At 47.0% G+C, this 17,426-nt stretch carries 21 protein-coding genes and 1 other RNA gene; 12 read left to right on the top strand and 10 right to left on the bottom strand.

The window, feature by feature from the left end:
- Window positions 1-232 precede the first annotated feature (232 nt).
- The 6 genes from Q9J79_RS10440 to Q9J79_RS04750 all read left to right on the top strand — a co-directional run bounded on the left by Q9J79_RS10440 (window position 233) and on the right by Q9J79_RS04750 (window position 4,647).
- Window positions 233-400 (top strand): Imm32 family immunity protein, encoded by a 168-nt coding sequence (locus Q9J79_RS10440; RefSeq protein ID WP_432758151.1) that lies wholly within the window; start codon window positions 233-235, stop codon window positions 398-400.
- Between the two features lie 12 nt (window positions 401-412).
- Window positions 413-1,045 carry a nicotinamidase gene (locus tag Q9J79_RS04770; protein WP_301911151.1) on the top strand — a complete coding sequence of 211 codons (633 nt, stop codon included), beginning with the start codon at window positions 413-415 and terminating at the stop codon, window positions 1,043-1,045.
- A gap of 39 nt (window positions 1,046-1,084) precedes the next feature.
- Window positions 1,085-2,053, top strand: a complete 969-nt coding sequence (gene waaC / locus Q9J79_RS04765) for a lipopolysaccharide heptosyltransferase I (RefSeq protein ID WP_301911150.1) — start codon at window positions 1,085-1,087, stop codon at window positions 2,051-2,053.
- A 224-nt stretch (window positions 2,054-2,277) separates the two neighbouring features.
- Entirely contained in the window at window positions 2,278-3,027 is a 750-nt protein-coding gene (locus Q9J79_RS04760; RefSeq protein WP_301911149.1) for an electron transfer flavoprotein subunit beta/FixA family protein, read from the top strand.
- 10 nt (window positions 3,028-3,037) lie between these two features.
- Entirely contained in the window at window positions 3,038-3,973 is a 936-nt protein-coding gene (locus Q9J79_RS04755; RefSeq protein WP_301911148.1) for an electron transfer flavoprotein subunit alpha/FixB family protein, read from the top strand.
- 62 nt (window positions 3,974-4,035) lie between these two features.
- A complete protein-coding gene (locus Q9J79_RS04750; protein ID WP_301911147.1) occupies window positions 4,036-4,647 on the top strand; it encodes an IMPACT family protein in 612 nt (203 codons plus the stop codon).
- A 52-nt stretch (window positions 4,648-4,699) separates the two neighbouring features.
- Here Q9J79_RS04750 and Q9J79_RS04745 read toward each other — a convergent pair whose 3' ends face one another.
- A complete protein-coding gene (locus Q9J79_RS04745) occupies window positions 4,700-5,017 on the bottom strand; it encodes a DUF4298 domain-containing protein (protein ID WP_301911146.1) in 318 nt (105 codons plus the stop codon).
- A 158-nt stretch (window positions 5,018-5,175) separates the two neighbouring features.
- Here Q9J79_RS04745 and purD point away from each other — a divergent pair, with 158 nt between their 5' ends.
- From purD to Q9J79_RS04730, 3 genes are read left to right on the top strand one after another with little or no spacing between them, the layout of a single operon-like run.
- Complete coding sequence (purD, locus tag Q9J79_RS04740) at window positions 5,176-6,447, top strand: phosphoribosylamine--glycine ligase (protein WP_301911145.1); 1,272 nt, start codon at window positions 5,176-5,178, stop codon at window positions 6,445-6,447.
- A gap of 33 nt (window positions 6,448-6,480) precedes the next feature.
- Window positions 6,481-7,083: an L-threonylcarbamoyladenylate synthase gene (locus tag Q9J79_RS04735; RefSeq protein ID WP_301911200.1), complete on the top strand. Its 603-nt coding sequence runs from the start codon at window positions 6,481-6,483 to the stop codon at window positions 7,081-7,083.
- 14 nt (window positions 7,084-7,097) lie between these two features.
- Window positions 7,098-7,613: a hypothetical protein gene (locus tag Q9J79_RS04730; protein ID WP_301911144.1), complete on the top strand. Its 516-nt coding sequence runs from the start codon at window positions 7,098-7,100 to the stop codon at window positions 7,611-7,613.
- Between the two features lie 165 nt (window positions 7,614-7,778).
- On the opposite strand, the gene Q9J79_RS04725 is transcribed toward Q9J79_RS04730, so the two are convergent.
- From Q9J79_RS04725 to Q9J79_RS04690, 8 genes are all read right to left on the bottom strand, one after another.
- The gene (locus tag Q9J79_RS04725) at window positions 7,779-8,219 is read right to left on the bottom strand and encodes a surface-adhesin E family protein (protein WP_019271991.1); all 441 of its coding nucleotides are present in this window, start codon (window positions 8,217-8,219) and stop codon (window positions 7,779-7,781) included.
- Window positions 8,220-8,449: 230 nt separating this feature from the next.
- Window positions 8,450-8,629 carry a zf-HC2 domain-containing protein gene (locus Q9J79_RS04720; protein WP_301911143.1) on the bottom strand — a complete coding sequence of 60 codons (180 nt, stop codon included), beginning with the start codon at window positions 8,627-8,629 and terminating at the stop codon, window positions 8,450-8,452.
- Window positions 8,630-8,634: 5 nt separating this feature from the next.
- Window positions 8,635-9,222: a sigma-70 family RNA polymerase sigma factor gene (locus tag Q9J79_RS04715; RefSeq protein WP_301911142.1), complete on the bottom strand. Its 588-nt coding sequence runs from the start codon at window positions 9,220-9,222 to the stop codon at window positions 8,635-8,637.
- A gap of 442 nt (window positions 9,223-9,664) precedes the next feature.
- A complete protein-coding gene (locus tag Q9J79_RS04710) occupies window positions 9,665-10,120 on the bottom strand; it encodes a hypothetical protein (protein ID WP_096109292.1) in 456 nt (151 codons plus the stop codon).
- Window positions 10,121-10,122: 2 nt separating this feature from the next.
- Window positions 10,123-10,827, bottom strand: a complete 705-nt coding sequence (locus Q9J79_RS04705; protein ID WP_301911141.1) for an HvfC family RiPP maturation protein — start codon at window positions 10,825-10,827, stop codon at window positions 10,123-10,125.
- On the bottom strand, window positions 10,817-11,659 hold the full coding sequence (locus Q9J79_RS04700; RefSeq protein WP_301911140.1) for an HvfB family MNIO-type RiPP peptide maturase: 843 nt from the start codon (window positions 11,657-11,659) through the stop codon (window positions 10,817-10,819). The genes Q9J79_RS04705 and Q9J79_RS04700 overlap by 11 nt, the downstream gene beginning before the upstream one ends.
- A 116-nt stretch (window positions 11,660-11,775) precedes the next feature.
- Complete coding sequence (locus Q9J79_RS04695; protein ID WP_003688122.1) at window positions 11,776-12,084, bottom strand: HvfA family oxazolone/thioamide-modified RiPP metallophore; 309 nt, start codon at window positions 12,082-12,084, stop codon at window positions 11,776-11,778.
- Between the two features lie 73 nt (window positions 12,085-12,157).
- Window positions 12,158-12,607, bottom strand: coding sequence for an HvfX family Cu-binding RiPP maturation protein (locus Q9J79_RS04690; protein WP_003710760.1), 450 nt, complete (start codon window positions 12,605-12,607; stop codon window positions 12,158-12,160).
- Between the two features lie 341 nt (window positions 12,608-12,948).
- Here Q9J79_RS04690 and Q9J79_RS04685 point away from each other — a divergent pair, with 341 nt between their 5' ends.
- From Q9J79_RS04685 to rnpB, 3 genes are all read left to right on the top strand, one after another.
- The gene (locus Q9J79_RS04685; RefSeq protein WP_196428255.1) at window positions 12,949-13,842 is read left to right on the top strand and encodes a patatin-like phospholipase family protein; all 894 of its coding nucleotides are present in this window, start codon (window positions 12,949-12,951) and stop codon (window positions 13,840-13,842) included.
- A 102-nt stretch (window positions 13,843-13,944) separates the two neighbouring features.
- Window positions 13,945-15,048, top strand: coding sequence for a peptide chain release factor 2 (prfB, locus tag Q9J79_RS04680; protein WP_096108780.1), 1,104 nt, complete (start codon window positions 13,945-13,947; stop codon window positions 15,046-15,048).
- Window positions 15,049-15,126: 78 nt separating this feature from the next.
- Window positions 15,127-15,486, top strand: an RNA gene (rnpB, locus tag Q9J79_RS04675) — RNase P RNA component class A.
- A gap of 460 nt (window positions 15,487-15,946) precedes the next feature.
- Here rnpB and Q9J79_RS04670 read toward each other — a convergent pair.
- Complete coding sequence (locus tag Q9J79_RS04670; protein ID WP_304680212.1) at window positions 15,947-17,404, bottom strand: oligopeptide:H+ symporter; 1,458 nt, start codon at window positions 17,402-17,404, stop codon at window positions 15,947-15,949.
- Between the last annotated feature and the right edge of the window lie 22 nt (window positions 17,405-17,426).

Below are 17,426 nucleotides of genomic sequence, written 5' to 3'. Positions count from 1 at the left end.
TTACCGCTTTCGGGCAGTAATTTGTTATAATACAGGGCATTTTAATCGTGTTGAAATAAAGTAGCACAGAATCCTCGTGTCCAAGACGCTCTTAAAAAAGGCATTGGAGTGTTGATAAAAAAAAAGAAGCATAACGGTTCGCTATAACGAAGAGGGAATCCCATATATTACACCCAAGTCAGGTTGTTATCTTTCCTTTCAGATCTCACCTATAGGGGGTGAGATTGAAATTTTGGGTAATAAAATCGGATTACAGCTTCTAGCAAGGAGCATCTTAGGTATAGCTAAAATGGAGGAGGTGGATATGACATATCATATCCACCTAGATGAATTGTACTCCTTAAATAAAGAAGGTAAGAGTTTTGTTATTCGTAAAATAGAGAATGACGATCTTAAGTGAAGAAGTAATGAGATGATTGTTTCTATTGATGTTGATGCACAAAAAACGTTTACGCCTTTGTGTCCTAAAGAGCTGCCTGTAAACGAGGGGCATTTGATTGTCGAAGAGTTGAATGCCCAAGCCGCTTTGGCGGATTTGCGCGTGATGACGAAAGATGCGCATCATGCGGCAGCAAAATGGCTTGTGGATAACCCTGTTGATATGTTAAAGCCGACAGGTTTGCCCGATGCGGATTTGACTTGGGTGGCTCATGCGATGGTCGGTACTCGCGGCTATGAATTGTTGGACGGACTGCCTTCTGCCAAGGAATACGATTATTGCGTTTGGAAAGGCGTTGATCCTGAATTGCATCCTTATGGTGCGTGTTTTCACGATATTGAGGAAAAACTGAGCACAGGGCTGATTGAATGGCTGTGTTGCCAAAATACGGATACGGTCATTGTCGGCGGCTTGGCTACGGATTATTGTGTTAAAACAACGGTTTTGCAGTTACTCAAAGGCGGTCGTTGGCAGGTTATCATCAATAAAGCGGCTTGTCGGGGTATTGCGCCGGACACCATCGAAACGGCATGGCAGGAAATGCGTTCTGCCGGTGCAATGATTTTAAAAAACGCTGAAGAAATTAAAAAATATATTAATAATTAATAAGTTAAAATTGTTTCACGTGAAACACCCTTCCTAAATATGAAAATTTTGCTTGTCCGCTTGTCCAGTATGGGCGATTTAATTCACACTTTGCCCGCAATCGAAGATTTGGCGCGGCAATGCCCTGATGTGGAACTTCATTGGCTGTGTGAAGCCGGGTTTGCGGATATTGCGCGCCTGCATCCGTTCGTAAAAAAAATCCATGTGATGAAATGGCGGCAATGGCGCAAACATCTTTTTCAAGCAGAAACTTGGCAGGAAATAGGTCGTCTGAAACAGGCCTTGCGGCAGGAAGCATTTGATTTTGTATTGGACAGTCAAGGTCTGATTAAAAGCGCGTGTTTCGCCAAAATGGCAAAATCCCCTATTTGTGGTTTAGATAAAAACAGCGCGCGCGAGGGGTTGGCTGCGTTGGCGTATGCGAAAACATACGCTGTACCGAAAGGGAAAAATGCCGTTTGGTGCAACCGTGAGCTGTTCGCTCAAGTATTTGGATATGCAATACCGGAAACGCAGGTATTCGGTTTGACCGTTCCTGAAGCAGGTCGTCTGAAAAATTTGGAGCAGCCGTATTATGCGGCTTTGCACGCGACCAGCCGGGACAGTAAATTATGGCCTATGGAAAACTGGCGGGCGTTGCTGCAAAAGCTGAATGAAGAACAACAATGCAACGTTTACCTGCCATGGGGAAATGAAACTGAAAAAACGCGTGCCGAACAAATTGCAGACGGACTGCCATTTGCCATTGTGTGCAACAAAATGAATTTATTGCAGGCGGCGTATCTGCTGAAACACGCGGTCGGAATTGTTGGTGTGGATACTGGTTTGCTGCATTTGGCAAATGCTTTGGAAAAACCTGTGGTCGGTATTTATACCGATACCGATCCGATTAAAACAGGCGTTCAAGTTTCGGCTGTTGCAAAAAATTTGGGCAATATCGGGCAGATTCCGATCGCAGATTTGGTTTATCAAACGCTGATAGATTGTGTTGCAGCAGACAAAGGCTAAAGTGTCGTCTGAAACTGATATAACGGCATGGTATTTACAGTTCGTTGAGTGTAGGAATGTATATCCACCAGCCTGAGTAAATGCTTTAAAATGGTATAATCGGCAAGTATTATCCGAAAGATTTCTGAATGAATTCGTTTTTAAGGAAAACGGATTTGATTTTATAGAGAAGAAGGTTTGGTTTCGCTTGATAGTGAAAGCAGCGTTCTTTTTAGGAGAATTCAATGAAAGCACTGGTCGCAGTAAAGCGCGTAGTGGACTACAACGTCAAAGTTCGTGTAAAAGCCGATGGTTCGGATGTGGATATCGGCAATGTCAAAATGTCGATGAACCCATTTGACGAAATCGCTGTGGAAGAAGCCGTCCGTTTGAAAGAAGCCGGAAAAGTAAGCGAGATCGTAGCGGTTTCTTTGGGCGAAAAGAAATGCGAAGAAACGTTGCGTACAGCTTTGGCGATGGGTGCCGACCGTGCAATTCATGTTGAAACCGATGCGAAATTGGAGCCGCTGGCAATTGCCAAGCTGCTGAAAGCCGTTGCGGACAAAGAAAATCCACAAATTTTCTTTTTGGGCAAACAAGCGATTGATGACGATGCCAACCAAGTGGCGCAAATGCTGGCTGCTTTGCTGAATGCGGCGCAAGGTACGTTCGCGTCCAAAGTACAAATTGAAGGCGACGAAGTGCAGATTGTGCGCGAAATTGATGGCGGCGAAGAAACCCTAGCATTGAAACTGCCTGCTGTTATCAGTGCGGATTTGCGTTTGAACGAGCCGCGCTTTGTCAAACTCCCCAATATTATGACGGCAAAGAAAAAACCTTTGGAAAAACTGGCTCCTGCTGATTTGGTTGCGGATATTTCACCTCGTCTGAAAACGGTGAAATTTGCCGAACCTAAAGCGCGTCAGGCAGGCGTAAAAGTAGCAAGCGTTGCCGAATTGGTTGAAAAATTGAAAAACGAAGCCAAAGTGATTTGAGGAGACTGAAATGAGCGTATTGATTATTGCTGAACACGACAACAAACAGTTGAATCCTGCCACTTTGCATGCCGTTACCGCTGCCGCCAAACTGGGCAAAGTCGATTTATTGGTTGCCGGAAACGGCGCATCGGCCGTAGTGGAATCCGCGAAACAAGTAGCGGGTGTGGAAAAAGTTTTGGTTGCGGATGCTGCCCATTATGCCGAAGGTTTGGCTGAAGAACTGGCTCCGCTGGTTGTCAAATTGGCGGTGGATTACCGCTATGTTGCAGCAACGGCAACCACATTTGGTAAAAACCTTCTGCCCCGCGTAGCCGCCTTATTAGACGTACCGCAAATTTCTGACTTGACCGAGATTGTGGATAACACGACTTTTGTGCGCCCGATTTATGCAGGTAATGCATTTGAAACTGTGCAAGCCGATGCAGAAAAATTGGTGCTGACCTTCCGTGCAACGGCTTTTGACGCAGTGGCGGCGCAAGGTGGCAATACTGAGGTAATTAATGTTGAAACAACCCCTGCCCAAAACCTGAGTCGTTTTGTGAACCGTCAGCTTTCCCATTCCGATCGTCCTGAGTTGACTCAGGCAAAAGTCATTGTCTCCGGTGGCCGTGCGTTGGGTAGTGCGGAAAAATTCAATGAAGTGCTGACACCGCTGGCAGATGTTTTAGGTGCGGCAATTGGTGCATCCCGTGCAGCAGTTGATGCCGAATATGCGCCGAATGATGTACAAGTCGGACAAACCGGTAAAGTGGTTGCACCTCAGCTCTATTTTGCAATCGGTATTTCAGGTGCGATTCAACATGTTGCTGGTATGCAAGACAGCAAAGTGATTGTCGCAATCAACAAAGATGCCGATGCGCCGATTTTCAATGTAGCCGATTACGGATTGGTAGGTGATTTATTTGAAATCGTCCCGCAATTAACAGAAGCATTAAAAAATTGATGTTTCACGTGAAACGTTCAGACGACCTTGTTATTAATGAGGTCGTCTGAAAACATTTCAGCATGATTACGACTTATAAAACCATTACTTCCCCGACGCAGGCTGAATTTAAAGATAAAGGCAGCTGTTTTATTGCATTTGCCTATCCGATTCGAGCATTGGCTGATGTGAAAAAATATCTCGATCCGTTAAAGGAAGAACACCATAAGGCGCGGCATTGGTGCTATGCCTATCGTTTGGGTGTAGATGGTATGCAATTTCGTGCCAATGATGATGGAGAGCCATCAGGAAGTGCTGGACGACCAATTTTGGGACAGATTGATTCGGTGGGTATTACCGATGTTTTGGTCGTGGTCGTCCGCTATTTCGGTGGTACTTTATTGGGCGTTCCAGGTCTGATACATGCGTACAAAGAGGCGACGGCTCAGGCGTTGGCGGTTGCGGAAGTGATTGAAAAGAATATTGAAAAAACCGTTTGGCTGAAATGTGAATATCCGTTTTTGAATGAAGTGATACGCATTGCCAAACAATATCAGGCGGATATATTGGAGCAGGATTTGCAGTTGGATTGCCGATTGACGGTAAGTTTGTCGTTAGCAAATTATGAGGTCTGTGTTGCGGCTTGGAAGAATACACGGCAGATTAAAGTAAATACGGAAAAGCCTTTTGAATGAAAGGTCGTCTGAAAATCCACATCTTAGGGTTTTTAGACGACCTCTTCGCTGATTAATCTTCTTGTGTATATCTGTCCAAGGCATCGACGCTGGAGCGCAAATATAGCCAAGCCAATTGATGGAATTCGCCCAGCGCGTTCCATAGCGCATCTTCACTCATAATGCTGTATTCGCCTTCCGTACTCAAATCCAGTTCTGCCCCGTCTTCAATAGCCTGATGGCACGCCTGATACTCGTGGGTATAAAAATTGTCCATATCGCGAATCAAAGCGACAGCATGTTTCCAACGCCGGATGTCTTCTTCCAATTGCGGTAGTAGATGACACCATTCGCGGTATTTGTTTTGGATTTCATCAATACGTTTTTGCATGGTTGCTTGTCCTTTTTTAATTTTGTGGATAAGTCAAATAGGTTGCAGAGTGGAATGAAGCTGTCTTTTGTTTGATTCCACTAAAATTTCTTCAAATGGGACAAAAGTCCCCTTGTATCGAGTTTTCGTTAAAAGTACATATTTGTCAAGGAGATGGCATGAAACTGCTGGTTATCGGTAATGGCGGTCGCGAACACGCGCTGGCTTGGAAATTGGCGCAGTCGCCCAAAGTGGAAACAGTATTTGTTGCGCCCGGTAATGCCGGTACGGCGATTGAACCCAAGTTGCAAAACATCGCCTTGACTGCGCATCAGGATTTGATTGAATTCTGCCGTAAAGAAAATATTGCTTTTACCGTCGTCGGTCCTGAAGCACCTTTGGCAGCGGGTATTGTGGATGATTTCCGTACCGAAGGACTGAAAATATTTGGCCCGACACAATATGCGGCGCAGATGGAAAGTTCTAAAGATTTTGCCAAAGCATTTATGGCGAAATACAACATTCCAACCGCGCAATATCAAACCTTTGAAAACGCCGATGCTGCACACGATTACGTCAATCAGAAAGGTGCGCCCATCGTCATCAAAGCCGATGGTTTGGCGGCAGGTAAAGGCGTGATTGTGGCAATGACTTTGGATGAAGCGCATGCTGCGATTGACGATATGCTGCTGGGCAACAAAATGGGTAATGCGGGCGCGCGTGTTGTAATTGAAGATTTCCTGCAAGGCGAAGAAGCGAGCTTTATCGTTATGGTTGATGGCAATCATGTATTGCCTATGGCAACCAGTCAAGATCACAAGCGTCTTTTAGACGGCGACAAAGGTCCGAATACGGGTGGTATGGGCGCGTACAGTCCCGCGCCCGTGGTAACGCCTGCTGTGTACAAGCGTGCGATGAATGAAATTATTTTGCCGACCGTAGCGGGGATGAAAGCGGAAGGGCACGAGTTCACCGGCTTCCTGTACGCAGGTTTGATGATTGATCAAAGCGGCGCACCCTATACGATTGAGTTTAACTGCCGTTTCGGCGATCCCGAAACTCAGCCGATTATGAGTCGTCTGAACAGCGACTTGGTGGATTTGGTCGAAGCAGCAATAGACGGCAAACTCGATAGTGTAACCGCAGAATGGAACCCGCAAACTGCCGTAGGCGTGGTGCTGGCGGCACAAAATTACCCCGAAACGCCCAAAAAAGGCGATGTTATTTCCGGTCTGGATGCTGCCAACCAAGTAGGCAAAGTTTTCCATGCTGGCACAATGGCAAACGATAAAGGCGACGTATTGACCAACGGCGGCCGCGTATTGTGTGTTGTAGGATTGGGCGACGATGTGGCGCAAGCGAAAGCCAAGGCATATGGTGTGTTGGGAAAAATCAGCTTCGACGGGATGCAATACCGTAAAGACATTGCCGATAAAGCGATTAACCGTTAATTAGAAAGAGGATGATGCCGTCTGAAGCCAAGTATAACTGATACGCTTCAGACGGCATTTTATATTATGTTATTTCCGAGAATTATCGCAGCATCAGCGCAACGTAAGTTAAGCGTTTATTTGAAAAAAGGTGGTTTGGTCGCTTATCCGACCGAATCTTGTTATGGTTTGGGGTGTCTTCCGACATTAGCCAAAGCACTCGGTAAGTTGGCGCATTTGAAAAAAAGGCCGCAACACAAGGGTATGATTGTCATCGGGAATCAATTTGAACAATTGCAGCCTTTACTTCAAATGCCGTCTGAAAATCTTCAGAATATGCTTAGAAAAGAATGGCCCGCCCCTAAAACGTTCCTATTATCCGCCAAATCCTGCGTATTACCTGAGTTACGCGGGAAGAGGCGTAGCAAGCTTGCGGTCAGAGTGCCCGATCATACAGGTGCAAGGCGTTTGTGTCAGGCATTGGGTATGCCTTTGGTTTCCACTTCGTGCAATCGTGCAGGTAAACGCGCGTGTCGGACGGAGAGGGAAGTCAGAAGGCAGTTCGGACGCGATGTGTGGATTGTCGGCGGGAGAATCGGCAGGCAGAAATCGCCGAGTCAGATTATTGATGGGGAAACAGGTAAACGTTTGCGTTAGATATGGGTACTTGAATGAAAACTTTTTTGCATACACAAAGAAAAAATTTTTCGGATGGTATTTCTCTACATGATTGTTATTGCACAGAGATAAAGGTAGAAGGACGCAACGTCTGCTTTGATTTTGAGGACGGTTTTATCGTTCTGGACAACAATCCAAACAATCAAGCGGGCAAGCATCTGAAAACAGATTTTTCCCGTGTTGTTTTAACCCATGAAAATGAAAACGCCGAAGACGATTATTTGGTTGATATTTTTGAAGACATCGTTTTTTTAGGGAAACGTTTGTTTACGGTCAGAAAATTTCTTGATCTTTCCGAATTGCTTGAGATGGTAAATACACAAGGTTATTTTCTTGAATTTCTGTATTTGTATGAGTGTATTGGTGTCAAAACAAGCGATTATTTTTTAGAGGCTGTATTGGTTACGGGACGGAACCGAGAATGCAAAAAATGCTTTATCAAAATTATAGGGGCAAGCAGTTTTGTGTATCAATGGAACAATTTACGTTTGGATAGTGAAATTATATAGCAGGTTTATATTTCGGATGGAAGCCGGTTTTAAAAAAATAATGTGGATAACTTCGGGGTAACTTTTCAGGGAATGGCAAAATGTCGTCCGAAATGCTGATATTTCAGTATTTCAGACGGCATTTTTATAATAAGGCTTATGGATAAGTTTGTGCATAAGTTGTAATTAGAGTTTTTTCCCACATACGGTTTCATATTGTTTTTCAGTTAATGTCCCAGACAGGATGCTCATCGGGCGGAGGGAAGAGGCTGTGTAGCTTTGTGTGGAAATTTCTGTGTTTTTTGTATCAAACAACTGTAGCGAACTTAAGCGGTATGTTTTGTTGTTGCAGTGGATTTCCCACTCGGCAATGGCAGTCTTGTATGCGGGGGTGTTGGCAAAACGTTCTTGTTTTAGATTGGTAACAACTTTTTTATCTTGGAAAATCATCAGATTTCCGTTTTTTCTCACGCTGTCTTTGTTGATATATGTATGAATATTGCCGTTTGAGATTGTGCCGATATTTTCCCATCGGGCAGACTTGTCCGGTGTGCTGCAGGCGGTTAGCAATATAGGGAGTAAAACGAAAGATAGGAAGATTGGGCGCATTAGGGTTTCCTTAATCATTGGAATCCGCTCATTCAGAAAGAACGGGTTGGGTGGGAGGGATAATGCCGTCTGTGAAATAAGGCAAATATAGCAAATTGATGTAGCCTTTGTGTTTTACGTATTTATATATTCCGTATGGGGAATATGCTGCTTTTGAAGTGTGTATTATGGATGAACTGCCGATAACAGTAAATTGGTTTGATTTGTTTCCGTCAGCTTATGCCGTCTGAAGCCCTTTCAGACGGCATTTATTTTGAAGTTCGGGTTGTTTTTGCCAGCGATATTTTGATGGTTTGAAGCTGTCTTTTATATTCCCGGCAATGCGGGCAGAACAGCAGGTGTGTGTATATGGAAATCTTCTCGCCCGGGGTGGTTTCCCGTTCCTGATGTTTGGAAAGAAGCAGGGTAATATCGCGGCATTTTTTCATAACGGTTACTTCGGGTTTTCTTGGTTGAACCATTTAATTTGCAGGCATTGGCGCAATGATTCTCGGGCGCGGTGCATAATGGTGTGGTAGTTGGCCGTGCTGATACCGCACATTTGTTGTATTTCGTTAGATGAAAAACCGAGTATTTCCTTCAGGGTGAATACCCGTGCGGTGTTTTCAGGAAGGTTGTATAGGCAGCTTTGCAGAATTTTTTGAAATTCGTTGTTATTTAATGATTTTTCCGGAGTATTCCAATGTTGCGGCTGCCCTTCCGGCGTCCAATGCCCGTTTTTGGAAAAATGACTTTCAAATGCTTCATCCAGCAGCTCGTCATCCAGTGCGGTAAAGACTTTCCTCTGCCTCCCGATTTGACGTAATGCGTCAATAATTTTGTTTTTCAATATGGCAAAAAGCCAGCTGTTGACAAGCGCCCTGCCTTGAAAACTGTCGCCTGCGCTGTATGCGGACAGCAATGTTTCCTGTACTAAATCTTCAGCCAAATCAGGATGGTCGGGCAATTGGAGCCGCGCAAAATGCAGAAGCAGTTTGCGCGACTCCATTAATTCGGCATCGGTCAGGTCGGGTAGCGGCATAGTATCGGGAACAAGGTAATTTTATGCGGATAGATGGTTTTGGCCCGGGGAATTGTCTTCCATATTTTCGGATATGGCGGATTACGGGAATATAGGTCTCATCATTAAATCTTCCTAGTGGTATAGAATTTATCCAAATTCTCAATGGTATTGTGGAATAATAGGATTTTATTGGTAGCTTGGTTACTTCAATAGCAAAAAATTTCTTACATCCAAATATCATAATTAGTATCCTTTTCGTAAAATTTGTTTATCTTCAGGGGATACTAGATAAGTCCGTTTAGAAATCCAGATTTTCAGCAATCTCCCTGGTATTGGGAATACTATCTATGGTATTGGGTTTATCCCATAGCCTAACATTCAAAATATCCCAGCTTTTGCTTTTCCAAATTCTTTATCCTTCAATTTTTTTTCTTAACCATATTTAACATATTTAAAAAATTTAGTTGGAATTTATAAATTTTGTTAATAATGAAGATAGAAATACTCCTTTTCTCCTATGCAAGCATGTAGTAATCATTGTTAATGGGCAGTCTATTAAATTTCTTCCTTTTATAACAGGTAGATTATAATATACATTTTCCTCATCAAGCATTAATTCCCAATGTAAACTTGGATCATTAAGAATCTTTATAAATGTTTCCCCAACATAAACGGCATATCCATCCAAAACATATGATGGATCATCCATAATTTGCTTACTATTTTGATAAGTATCTAATAAATATTTTTCAATAATATCAAGTGATTTTATTGAAAAATCCAGATTTTCAGCAATCTCTCTCGGCATCCTATGCATAAAACTATCTATGGTATTGGGCATATCCCATAGCCAACATTCAAAATCTTCTAGCTTTTGCTTTTCCAATTCTTTATCTTTCAATTTTTTATTATTCATATTTAATTACTCCTGTTTGCGAAGGAGGGGATGATAATCCTTTGTTCAATCCAGCCTGACCATTTCCCAAGCAAAATATTTTTCCAATTATCGTCCTCAGACATAAATTCGACAAGGGTTTGGGCGAGGGTGTCAAACGAAAGCGCGGAGGAAACCATTATCTCCAGCAGCATCATATCGAAGCCGTCCAATGTTTGGTACATCACATCATCTTCGGCATTTCGCCATATTAACAAGGCTGTTTCCGCTTCCTGCAAATCATCGGTAACATCGTATCGATATTGCCGGATAAAGGCCGCAGGGGAGGGTGTGTATTTGCTGTGATTTGAATAATGAATGTCGGGAATATCCGGAATTTGTGCAACTTCTGCCAGCAATTGGGTATATTCAAAATCCATCAGTGCCAAAATGCCGCCTGAAAGCGGCAGGCTTTGGCAATATTGTAGGAACTCGCCGGGGATTTCTTGAAAATAGGGCGTTTGGGCACGCGCGTCGCGGACGAAACCTTCTTTCAGACGGCCCCATTCTTCGCTGTCAAAGTATTGCAGCGTTTCGGTATAGCAGCGGTCGATAAAGCTGTGGATATTGTTGCGTATCAGGCGGATATAGACGTTCAGGCGGTCTTGCGGCAGGCCGTCTGCGGCTTCGCCCCCGCGTATAGCTTGGGCGAAACGGTGCTGGTATTGGGCGGAGGTTTCAGGCTGCACGGCGGTATTCCTTTCCTGCACGCGTTTGATAGTCGGCAATTTTGGCGACTTCGGCTTCGAGTTCGGCAAAAGGTGGGAAATTGAAATCGCGTTCCAACAGGGTGGGAGGGATGGTGGGAAGCTTGGTGTAGGCGAGCTCGAGTAAATCCCAAACAGTCGGCAAAACCGCCGCGCCGTGGGTATCAATTAACAATTCGGGCGTTTCCACGTCATGTCCGGCAATATGGATATAGCACACGCGCTCTGCATCCACATTTTCTAAAAAGGCTTCAGGCGACAACAGGCCGTGATTGACGGCGTTGACGTAGATATTGTTCACGTCCAGATGAATGCCGCAATCGGCCTCACGTGCAACCGCGTTGAGGAACTCGACCTCGTTCATCTCGGCAAGCGGAGAATGCAGGTAGTAGGACGTGTTTTCCACGGCGATGCGGCAGCCCAAACGGTCTTGCACTTCGCGAATACGCCGCGCCGTATGATGCACCATTTCCTCGGTAAAGGGCAGCGGCAACAAATCGTAAAGATGACCGCCGTCGTGGCAGTAGCTCAAATGGTCGGAGAAAAACGTGCAATCGTAACGGCGCATCATTTCTCTGATGCCGTCTATCAAATCGGTATCCAGCGGGGCTTGCCCGCCCAGCGACATAGACAATCCGTGCAACGCCAGCGGTAGCTGTTCCGCTACGCGGTCAAACTGTTTGCGCGCCCTGCCGCCCATTTTCAGCCAGTTTTCCGGTGCGGCTTCGATAAAGCATATCGGGCTGTTTTCGGAAAGCGAGAGAAAGTCTTCCGCCAAGTCGCGGCGGTAGCCTAAGCCTGCGTGTTGAATCATATTTTTACCCGGTTCGGATGGCACAAAAGAATAATGTGCTTGTTTAAAAAATCTTTGTTTGCCGTTAAAAAAGCCGCATTTTACTGAAAAACGCGGCTTGGTTTGAAGGGGTAGGATTATTTAGAACCGCATTTGCCTTCGCCGCATTTGCCTTCGGCAGATTTGGCTTTGGCTTTAGATGCTTTGGTGTGTTTGTGGGCTTTTTTTACGGTCGCACCGCATTTGCCCTCGCCGCATTTGCCTTCGCCTGCTTTAGAAGCAGCCGCGCCGCACGAACCTTCGGCAGATTTGGACGCGCCGCAAGAGCCTTGGGCGGATTTTTGAACGCCTGTCGCGTTGCTTGCCGGTTTGTCGGCGGCAACGGCGCCGGCGGCCAAAGACAGGGATAAAGCACCGGCGAGTGCGGCAGCAATGTTTTTGTTCATTTCTATTTCCTTTTCAGAATATCAAGTTAACGAGATAAGGTTGGAATGTTTAAAGTCAGATTCCACGACTGAATCAATCTTGTTTCAGACGGCATCGGGGGCAAAACCGTTTTTTCAGCAGCGTATCCAGCGACCATCCGCCCGCACCCTGCAAAAGCAACGGGATTAATACCACGATATAAATTAAAGCCATTTTATAACCGTTGTCGCAGACATTGTAACCCGAACCGGCGTGAACCGCAGCCCAAGCGACGGCGGTAACGACCATCAGCCCCAATGCCGACAGGCGCGTTGCCAAACCCAAAAGCAACAGTACGGGCAGCAAAAGCTCCGCATACATAGCGAGATTCCAGTTTAACGCATCCGGCAGCAAGTTGAACGGGAATGGGAATTGATCGTTGATTTCGGAAAACCAATTCTCCCCGTTCCATTTTTGCAAACCCGATTCCAAAAATTCATATGCGGCAAACAGACGCAAAACCAGCATAGCGGATGCCGTCTGCCAAGTTGTTCCGATTTTCATAAGTGTTCCTGTTTTTGGTTCTGTTGATACCCCATTAGACGGATTTTGTCGGAAAAACTGACACCCGGCAGCCAATAATTTAACAAGTTAATGAATATAAAAAGAAAGTATTTTGACGGAAAGAAAGGGAAAAAAGGCGGGATATTTGGATAACGGCGGTGTTGTGAGATAATTCCCGCCTTGGACGGTATGCTTTCAAATACAATTTCCGTAAAGGAAAAAAAGAAAATATTAATTTTGATGATGACTTAACAAAGCCCCTTTCGCTTGGCTGTCAAAGGAGATTGTTAAGAAAAGCAATCCCCCTTTGACGGGATGCGATATATAAAGGAATGGAAAATATGGTAATGTTTTCAAAAATCAGACCACTTTTGGCAATCGCCGCCGCCGCGTTGCTTGCCGCCTGCGGTACGGCGGGAAACAATGCCGCCCACAAACCGGTGCAAACCGCCAAAACCGCCGCAGTGGTCGGTTTGGCACTCGGTGGCGGAGCATCTAAAGGATTTGCCCATATAGGAATTATTAAGGTTTTGAAAGAAAACGGTATTCCTGTAAAAGTAGTAACCGGCACATCGGCAGGTTCGATAGTCGGCAGCCTTTTTGCATCGGGTATGTCGCCCGACCGCCTCGAATTGGAAGCCGAAATTTTAGGTAAAACCGATTTGGTCGATTTAACCTTGTCCACCAGTGGTTTTATCAAAGGTGAAAAGCTGCAAAATTACATCAACCGAAAAGTCGGCGGCAGGCAGATTCAGCAGTTTCCCATCAAATTTGCCGCCGTTGCTACTGATTTTGAAACCGGCAAGGCCGCCGCTTTCAATCAGGGGAATGTCGGACAGGCGGTTCGTGCTTCCGCAGCCATTCCCAATGTGTTCCAGCCAGTCATCATCGGCAGGCACAAATATGTTGACGGCGGCCTATCGCAGCCCGTCCCTGTCAGTTCGGCCAGGCGGCAGGGGGCGAATTTTGTCATCGCTGTCGATATTTCCGCACGTCCGAGTAAAAATGTCGGTCAAGGTTTCTTCTCTTATCTCGATCAGACGCTGAACGTAATGAGCGTTTCCGCACTGCAAAATGAGTTGGGGCAGGCGGATGTGGTTATCAAACCGCAGGTTTTGGATTTGGGGGCAGTCGGCGGATTCGATCAGAAAAAGCGCGCCATCCGCTTGGGTGAAGAGGCCGCACGTGCCGCATTGCCTGAAATCAAACGTAAACTGGCGGCATACCGTTATTGACGCTATGCCGTCCGAACGTGTTTCCAGAAGGCTTTATCCATAGAAAAAAATACCCGAATCCCGTACAATACGCCCCTAAAATTTTGAAAGAACAAAAGAATCATGGAAGCCGAAGTAATCAACCAGCTCAACAACACCCTGAACGACTTGGAGAAACGCAGCGAAGACATCCGCGTTTATATGGATTATCAGGGTAAGAAAGACCGATTGGAAGAAGTTGTCGGCCTTTCTGAAGACCCTGAGCTGTGGAACGACCCGAAACGCGCCCAAGAAATCGGCAAAGAGCGCAAAATCCTCGAAGGCATCGTATTGACGCTCGACAACATCGCGTCGGGCATCGAAGACAACCGCATGCTGATTGAAATGACCGTCGAAGAAAACGACGAAGAAGGTTTTGCCGCCGTGCAGGAAGACGTGTCGGGACTGGAAAAACAGATGGCGGATTTGGAGTTCAAACGGATGTTCAACCAGCCCGCCGACCCGAACAACTGCTTTATCGACATCACCGCTGGCGCGGGCGGTACCGAAGCGGAAGACTGGGCGGGTATGCTGTTCCGCATGTACAGCCGCTACGCCGAGCGCAAAGGCTTCAAAATCGAAATCCTTGAAGAAGACGACGGCGAAATCGCGGGCATCAACCGCGCCACCATCCGTGTGGAAGGCGAATACGCCTACGGTTTGCTGCGTACCGAAACCGGCGTTCACCGCTTGGTGCGTTACTCGCCGTTTGACTCGAACAACAAACGCCATACCTCGTTTGCCTCCGTGTTCGTTTACCCTGAAATCGACGATTCCATCGAAATCGAAATCAACCCCGCCGATTTGCGCATCGACACCTACCGTGCATCGGGCGCGGGCGGTCAGCACATCAACAAAACCGACTCCGCCGTGCGCATCACCCACGAGCCGACGGGGATTGTGGTGCAATGTCAAAACGACCGTTCGCAACACGCTAACAAAGCCGCCGCGATGGAAATGTTGAAATCCAAACTGTACGAATTGGAAATGCGCAAACGCAACGAAGAGAAACAGGCATTGGAGGAAGGCAAGTCCGATGTGGGTTGGGGCAGCCAAATCCGTTCGTACGTCTTGGACTCCTCGCGCATTAAAGACTTGCGTACAGGCTACGAAGTCGGCAACACCAAAGCCGTATTGGACGGCGACTTGGACGGCTTCATCGAAGCCAGCCTGAAACAGGGCGTGTAGTTTGAACTGTATGCCGTCTGAAACCTGTACCGCTTCAGACGGCATTTTTGCGTTTCGTGTTATAATCCGCGCCGCACACGGGACGGGCAGACAGTCGCCGCGTATCGCGTAAGGCATACGGGGAGGAAAGTCCGGGCTCCGCAGGGTAGAATGCCGGTTAACGGCCGGGCGCGGTAACGCGACGGAAAGTGGAACAGAAAGCAAAACCGCCGATGGCTGCTTTGGCAGCACAGGCAAGGGTGAAAAGGTGCGGTAAGGGCGCACCGCGCATTTGGTAACAATATGCGGCAGGCCAAACCCCATTCGGAGCAAGACCAAACAGAACGCAATGACGCTGCCCGCCGAGCGTTCGGGTAGGTTGCTTGAGCATACCGGCAACGGTATGCCTAGAGGAATGACTGTCCGAGACAGAACCCGGCTTACCGCCCGTCCGGTGTGCATCCGATACGCAAATGCCGTCTGAAACCTGAAATACGGTTCAGACGGCATTTTTATTTAGGCTGTGTTTTTATAGTGGATTAACAAAAACCAGTACGGCGTTGCCTCGCCTTAGCTCAAAGAGAACGATTCTCTAAGGTGCTGAAGCACCAAGTGAATCGGTTCCGTACTATTTGTACTGTCTGCGGCTTCGTCGCCTTGTCCTGATTTTTGTTAATCCACTATATATTTCGTTGATGCAGCACTCATTTAGTCGGACAAAATGCCTTTTACTCAATAGAACCGGTTTCCGCCCAAGCGGAAATAAACGGCTATTTCCCTTGCAAACAGACGGAATCAGGCGGGTATTCGAATGACAATTGGCAGGCTGCCTTCCGGTTGGATGGAAACGGCTTGGTTTCATTATGTGGAAAAATGCCGTCTGAAGGGTTCAGACGGCATCGGTGCATCGGGGCAGGACTTAGTCTGTGCCTTCGAGCATTTTGTTCAATTTGGGGACGAGCAGGAGCAGTAGGAAGCCTGTGGCTGCGCCGATGTAGAACAGCAGCCGGTAAAAGCCGATTTCGTCGCCCGCCTGATAGCCTTTTTCAAATAATACGCCGCCCAAAGTGAAGCCTAATGAAAAGGCAAGGAAATTAAGGGCGACCATTTGGGTTTTGAATAAAGGCGGTGCGATTTTGGTGGAAATGGACAGCGCAATCGGGGAAATCATCAGTTCGCCTATCGTGATGGCGAGGACAATCAGTGCGAAAACCGCAATAGGCATCGGCGTGCCAGAGGAAATAAAGGGGACGAATCCCAAAAACGACGCGCCGGTAACAAATACCGCCATAGCGAATTTCAGCGGGGTTTTAGGCTGTTTGCGCCCCATTTTTGTCCACATTGCCGCCATGAGTCCGGAAAACAGGATGACCCACAGGCTTTGCATAGAATCTTTCCAGGCGACGGGCACGGTAAACGAACCGATGGTGCGGTTGACGGTTTCGTCGAAATAGACGGTTGCCACGGTGTAAATCTGAAACCAGACGGCCCAAAACATACAGATAGTCAGGAAAAGCGGGATGTAGGCGATGATGTGCCGCTTGTTGTCGGAACTGACGCGGGGGTTGGTCAGCAGGCGGGCGAAATAGGCGATGACGGCAAGGATGACGGTAGATAAGAGGATGCCGGAGAAATTGTCGAGGTTGACAAGCCCGGTTTTGATGGCGGTTGCAAGTGCGGCGATGAGGGCGATGCCGACGGCGGCCGCAGTTTTGCCCTGTCCTTTTGAAAGCGGATGGGGGACGGTGGGGTGGGGCAGGTTTTTACGTCCCAAGGAATAACGCCACAAGCCGAATGCCATACCGACCGCCGCCGCGCCGAAACCATAATGGAAACCGATGTTTTCTTGAAGCAGTCCGGTCAGCAGCGGGCCTAGGAAGCCGCCGATGTTGATGGCGATGTAGAAAATGGAAAATCCCGCATCGCGCAGCGGGCGCATTTCGTCCTGTTCGTATAATGCGCCCACCATAGAACTGGCTGTGGATTTCACGCCACCGCTGCCCAATGCGATGAATATCAGCCCGATTAAAAGGCCGTACAGGCCCGGGGCGGCGGCAAGGACGATGTGTCCAAGCATCACGACGATGCCCGAGAGGAAGAGGGTTTTTTCCGCACCCCATACGCGGTCGGCAAACCACGCGCCCAAAATGGTGGACAGGTACACGCTGCCGCTGTATGCGCCGACAATGCCGCCGGCGAGGGTTTTGTCTATGCCCAAGCCGCCTTTGTCGGCGGTGTAGTAGAGGTAAATCAGCAGGATGCCCTGCATTCCGTAAAATGAAAAACGTTCCCACAATTCGATATGGAAGAGGGTGGAAAGCTGGAAGGGGTGGCCGAAGAATGTTTTTTCTCCGGTACGGGCGGGATGCAGGGACATAAAGGTTCTCCTAAAAGATTTT

Source organism: Neisseria viridiae, assembly GCF_962747995.1.
Lineage (GTDB): Bacteria > Pseudomonadota > Gammaproteobacteria > Burkholderiales > Neisseriaceae > Neisseria > Neisseria viridiae.
Note: the sequence above shows the minus strand (reverse complement) of the source record. Positions and strands in the feature narration are given on the sequence as shown.

Excerpts from the sequence above, each read along its gene's own strand:
- Q9J79_RS04770 (WP_301911151.1), top strand. The coding sequence starts at position 413 with ATGATTGTTTCTATTGATGTTGATGCACAAAAAACGTTTACGCCTTTG.
- waaC (WP_301911150.1), top strand. The coding sequence starts at position 1,085 with ATGAAAATTTTGCTTGTCCGCTTGTCCAGTATGGGCGATTTAATTCAC.
- Q9J79_RS04760 (WP_301911149.1), top strand. The coding sequence starts at position 2,278 with ATGAAAGCACTGGTCGCAGTAAAGCGCGTAGTGGACTACAACGTCAAA.
- Q9J79_RS04755 (WP_301911148.1), top strand. The coding sequence starts at position 3,038 with ATGAGCGTATTGATTATTGCTGAACACGACAACAAACAGTTGAATCCT.
- Q9J79_RS04750 (WP_301911147.1), top strand. The coding sequence starts at position 4,036 with ATGATTACGACTTATAAAACCATTACTTCCCCGACGCAGGCTGAATTT.
- Q9J79_RS04745 (WP_301911146.1), bottom strand. The coding sequence starts at position 5,017 with ATGCAAAAACGTATTGATGAAATCCAAAACAAATACCGCGAATGGTGT.
- purD (WP_301911145.1), top strand. The coding sequence starts at position 5,176 with ATGAAACTGCTGGTTATCGGTAATGGCGGTCGCGAACACGCGCTGGCT.
- Q9J79_RS04730 (WP_301911144.1), top strand. The coding sequence starts at position 7,098 with ATGAAAACTTTTTTGCATACACAAAGAAAAAATTTTTCGGATGGTATT.
- Q9J79_RS04725 (WP_019271991.1), bottom strand. The coding sequence starts at position 8,219 with ATGATTAAGGAAACCCTAATGCGCCCAATCTTCCTATCTTTCGTTTTA.
- Q9J79_RS04720 (WP_301911143.1), bottom strand. The coding sequence starts at position 8,629 with ATGAAAAAATGCCGCGATATTACCCTGCTTCTTTCCAAACATCAGGAA.
- Q9J79_RS04715 (WP_301911142.1), bottom strand. The coding sequence starts at position 9,222 with ATGCCGCTACCCGACCTGACCGATGCCGAATTAATGGAGTCGCGCAAA.
- Q9J79_RS04710 (WP_096109292.1), bottom strand. The coding sequence starts at position 10,120 with ATGAATAATAAAAAATTGAAAGATAAAGAATTGGAAAAGCAAAAGCTA.
- Q9J79_RS04700 (WP_301911140.1), bottom strand. The coding sequence starts at position 11,659 with ATGATTCAACACGCAGGCTTAGGCTACCGCCGCGACTTGGCGGAAGAC.
- Q9J79_RS04695 (WP_003688122.1), bottom strand. The coding sequence starts at position 12,084 with ATGAACAAAAACATTGCTGCCGCACTCGCCGGTGCTTTATCCCTGTCT.
- Q9J79_RS04690 (WP_003710760.1), bottom strand. The coding sequence starts at position 12,607 with ATGAAAATCGGAACAACTTGGCAGACGGCATCCGCTATGCTGGTTTTG.
- Q9J79_RS04685 (WP_196428255.1), top strand. The coding sequence starts at position 12,949 with ATGGTAATGTTTTCAAAAATCAGACCACTTTTGGCAATCGCCGCCGCC.
- prfB (WP_096108780.1), top strand. The coding sequence starts at position 13,945 with ATGGAAGCCGAAGTAATCAACCAGCTCAACAACACCCTGAACGACTTG.
- Q9J79_RS04670 (WP_304680212.1), bottom strand. The coding sequence starts at position 17,404 with ATGTCCCTGCATCCCGCCCGTACCGGAGAAAAAACATTCTTCGGCCAC.